Below are 3969 nucleotides of genomic sequence, written 5' to 3'. Positions count from 1 at the left end.
TATTTAATTTTTGTTACTCAGCCATTCCAGAAATGTCTATAAAAGATTAAACTAATTATTTGTAAAAATTTAATTGGTAGTAGTTAACAAAAAAGGAACAAAGATACTATCTTATAGCTATCTGTCTTGGATTGGACACCAATCTAGAATTATTAATTAATTGTTAATTATTGACATTAAAGCTGAAAAACTCCTAGACGTACTCCCCTCATTGCCCATACTTAATGAAAGCACTTCAAATAGAATTGCTGTGGTGATTCTATTATAGCTTCTGCCCCAACAATTAAAACGGTTTTTTTCCGGATCAGGATAAATTTAGTAGAATTTTAAGTAAAAACTATTACTAGAAAAATATCTGTTGTTTTTTTGAATAATTTTGTTATGGTTACATGACTAATTTCATGTCATGTTCGGCACATTAACCATTATTTTTCGGCCTTTGTATACAAGTCCGTGGAGGAATTGGCAGTCGGTAGGGGTGTGGTATAGCAATTCCCAAAAAGAGTGAGGTACAAAATTCGTTGGTTTGAGCGAGTAGGGGAGTAGGGGAGTAGGGGAGTAAGGGAGATAGGGAGTAGTAATTCGGGTTCGGTGGGAATAGAAAATAAGAAAAACAACTGTACCTCAGTAACTTGAGAAACGCTATATCTAAATTCATGCCTAGTATTAAAGTCAACTAAACTGAGTTTTGATTACCGATATTATATCGGACATCAAATCAAACCTGTAAAGATTAGTTCAATTTATTGAGAAAAAGTTAATCAGACAAAGTTAAGTAATCAAACCTAGTAATTTGCGCCGAAATTTTTGTCAACAATTTAGGTACTAGGTGTATGGTGTAAATATTTATAAATTTTGATATTATTGACTTTTGCAATAAGTAACAAAATTTAGTATCTGCTAAAGACTCAGATTTGTTTTTGATACAATAAATTAGCCAAATAAATTCAATTTACTATCCTAAATTAACAAGAGGTGGCTATGGTATCCACTTGGAATGAATCTTTAAAAATTGGTATTCCTTTGCTTGATTTTCAACATAAACAGTTACTGGATCAAATGGATGCTCTCATGGAAGGATTAGAAAAAAACAAGGGAAAACAGGAACTCAAGTCGATATTCAGTTTCCTAGAGATGTATGTAAACAACCATTTTAAATATGAAGAATCATGTATGGATATGTATAAATGTCCAGTAGCTTGTACAAATAAAGGCGCTCATGCTCAATTCAGAAATAATCTTGAAATAATTTCCAAGAGTATAAATCAAAATCAGTCAGAAAAAATAATTGCTCTTGAGGTTAAAAGCAAGTTGTTAGACTGGTTTGTTAATCATATCAAAAGTATTGATATCAAACTTGAATGTTATGTAAAAAAATAGGATTAATTATATTAGCTGGAAAAATATTTTAAGAAATTCTAACTATAATCATGGCATTCCTATATTTTTCAACTTTTGAGTTTGGTAAATAGATATAGCGTTTCTCAAGCTTATGAGGTACACAAGCTCTTTAATTTCTTTTCTATTCCCTATTCCCTATTCCCTGTTCCCTGTTCCCTGTTCCCTGTTCCCTGTTCCCTAAAACAAACGAATTTTGTACCTCACGCTTCTTGGGAATTGCTATAACTATAATATAGCCTTTCCAAATGAGTTTCCCAACTAAATGATAATTTTTGATACTGCCAAAAACTCCCTAATTACCTCCCACTTGTTTCTGTTTCTCCTTCACCCATTTCTCAACCATTTAATTCTCTGTTAATCTCTCAAATCTAAATACTATGGTTGTTAGTAGAAAAAAAGTTAATATATATATATTCATTACACCTGAGTTTAATATTTTTATAGTGTTCAGATTTATCAAGTTGCACATTTATTCCAGGATATGTAAAATTTTTTGAGTAAAATTAAAGTAAAGATAAATAATCAAATATAGGAACAATATAACTTATGTCCCAAGACTCTCATCAACAAGCAAAAATCATCGCTAAATACTTAAATACTCTAATTAGGGAGATAGAACACAATCCCGAAATTTCGCCGTGGGTAGTTCGTCAAGTTCTCAAAACAGCCAAAGATAAAGCAGAAAAATTAGCAGACGACTTAGAAAATCAAGACATTAATCACAAGGTATTATCTAATTCTTATGGTTGTTATGATTCAAAATATAGACAATAGCAAATTTTATTGGTCATTATTTCTAGAAAACATCTATATTATAACCCAGTTTAAATTACAAACTGGGTTATCTTATGTATATAAAACAACAGCCAGGGCGATTAGGACATAGACTGATGATGAATCTTAGACTAGGAAACACTTTTCCAACTGTTCCCTCTTCCCTGTTCCCTGTTCCCTGCTATAAGGGATAAAATTGCCAAAAAACTTGACTCCTACTCTAGAGAAATTCTGGGGTGCAGATTTGTCATGCCAACTTTTAGGAGGAAAAAGGGTTAATTAACTATTGTTGATTTATTAATAAACATTAACATAAGTTCATATATATTTATATAGTTATACTGGTATAGTTGTCTAAATTATGTTAAACTCTGACAATATTGCTAAATGGTGTGACACCTCGGTAAATTGGATATTCTTACTGTTTTAGTAAAAATTTTTTGGGGGTAACGCCCATCGCCTTTTTGAAGTGACGGGTCAAATGGCTTTGATCTACAAATCCAACCTCATAGGCAATTTCTTTTGGTGTTAATTTACCTTCGAGTAATAATTGTTTGGCTTTAGCAACACGTTGTCCAATTACATATTGATGGGGTGTGATGCCGATAGATTTTTTGAACTGAGTAGCAAAGTAGTTAGGGCTAACTTTGGCGATCGCAGCTAATTCAGTCAGAGTCAAATTTTGGTGTAAATTAGCTTGGATATAGTCGATAACTTGATTTAATATGGTTTTGGAGAAACTGCTTGGTGAAATTTGGATGGGTTTTTGAACGCAGTAATTTCGTAGTAGATGAATATAGAAGGTTTGTAATAAAGAGTCAATATATAATTGACCGCACAAACCAGGGTTGAATAATTCTTGTTGTAAAGCCTGAAAAATACTAGATATTAGGGGATCGGAAAAGGAAAAATGTGGTAATAACTCGACAGAATCACCTTTAACTATGTCATTTAATTTCTGCTTGAGAATGATAGGCTCAAAATTTAATGATAAATAAGAAATGGTTTGATTCCAGTTGAGAGAATATTCTATTTCAGCAGGCATAACAACTATATTTTGTTGTTTTACTTGTCGTTTCTGAATTCTTCTTGTTAGATTTTCTTCATAATCAGTATCTGGAGAGACATAAGTATATATATTAACACTATGTATGCGAAAAGCATTGTGCAACATTTCAAATGGTAAGTGGCGATAATGGTGTAGATATATTCCTTCTGATAAATTGCTAGCCTGTAAAATTTTTATACCAAAGACACCCATTTCTTCTTGACTGCTGAAGTCAACATCGTATGGTATTTTTTGAGGAATAGTCATAAGTAATTAACAATTAACAAGATAGTTTAATCATCTCCCAAATTTCAGGTTTAAGTGGTGATAAAAATCTGGAATATCCGTGATTTTTCGGTTGTTCTAGAGTGAGCTATTCAATTGTGAAAAAGTGACTTATTTCAGTTTTGAGTAGTGATAAGTGTCACTACATCCAACTCAAAACCTCTCCGGAAAACTAATTACAATTAATAACTTCTGTTGTAAAATCTTTACTAGACAAAACTCTCAAAAAGTTGACACACTTATTAAAGTTTGTTGGGTAAGAGAACATAGCTTGCCGTATTTCCCTCCCCTAAGAACAACTCGTGACAGCAAAATTTGTAGTAGACTGACACACCTTAAATGGTGCAATAGATGTAGGTTGGGTTGTTTGCGCGATTCATTGCGCAGCATGGGACGTTTGCGGAGCATTTCCAACGGAAAAACCCAACAAAAATCTTTCTCCCCTACTCCCCTACTCCCCT

At 32.5% G+C, this 3969-nt stretch carries 3 protein-coding genes; 2 read left to right on the top strand and 1 reads right to left on the bottom strand.

The window, feature by feature from the left end:
• Nucleotides 1-981 precede the first annotated feature (981 nt).
• Nucleotides 982-1380: a bacteriohemerythrin gene (locus tag AFK68_RS07045; protein ID WP_094672144.1), complete on the top strand. Its 399-nt coding sequence runs from the start codon at nt 982-984 to the stop codon at nt 1378-1380.
• A gap of 567 nt (nt 1381-1947) precedes the next feature.
• Nucleotides 1948-2175 (top strand): hypothetical protein, encoded by a 228-nt coding sequence (locus tag AFK68_RS07040; protein ID WP_094672143.1) that lies wholly within the window; start codon nt 1948-1950, stop codon nt 2173-2175.
• A 418-nt stretch (nt 2176-2593) separates the two neighbouring features.
• Here AFK68_RS07040 and AFK68_RS07035 read toward each other — a convergent pair whose 3' ends face one another.
• Nucleotides 2594-3490 carry an AraC family transcriptional regulator gene (locus tag AFK68_RS07035; RefSeq protein ID WP_094672142.1) on the bottom strand — a complete coding sequence of 299 codons (897 nt, stop codon included), beginning with the start codon at nt 3488-3490 and terminating at the stop codon, nt 2594-2596.
• Between the last annotated feature and the right edge of the window lie 479 nt (nt 3491-3969).

This window comes from Hydrocoleum sp. CS-953 (assembly GCF_002260545.1).
Lineage (GTDB): Bacteria > Cyanobacteriota > Cyanobacteriia > Cyanobacteriales > Microcoleaceae > Trichodesmium.
This window is presented reverse-complemented; position numbering and strand designations above follow the sequence as displayed.